General features: G+C 40.2%; 1 pseudogene. It reads left to right on the forward strand.

The annotated features are described in order from the left end of the window. Positions 1 to 246 (forward strand): annotated as a pseudogene (locus AAEZ05_RS29705) (hypothetical protein); the annotation flags it as partial.

A 246-nucleotide genomic window follows, 5' to 3' on the forward strand; every position in this document is an offset into this window, starting at 1 on the left:
GCCTGCGTTAAAACGTTTGTTTATCTTAGGCGATTGGTTTGAGGTTTGGCTGGGTGATGATGTTTATTTGTCCTTATCAGAAGACGAGCGTCAAACCCATTGGCTCACACCATTAATTGTCAAATTAAAAAAACTACGGATCGCAGGTTGCGAGATTTTAGTCATGCATGGTAATCGTGACTTTTTATTAGGGCAGCCATTTTGCAATTTATTTGGTGGCGAACTTATTTTTGAGCCTTACCCTGT

This window comes from Pseudomonas sp. HY13-MNA-CIBAN-0226, from assembly GCF_040310305.1.
Lineage (GTDB): Bacteria > Pseudomonadota > Gammaproteobacteria > Pseudomonadales > Pseudomonadaceae > Aquipseudomonas > Aquipseudomonas gregormendelii.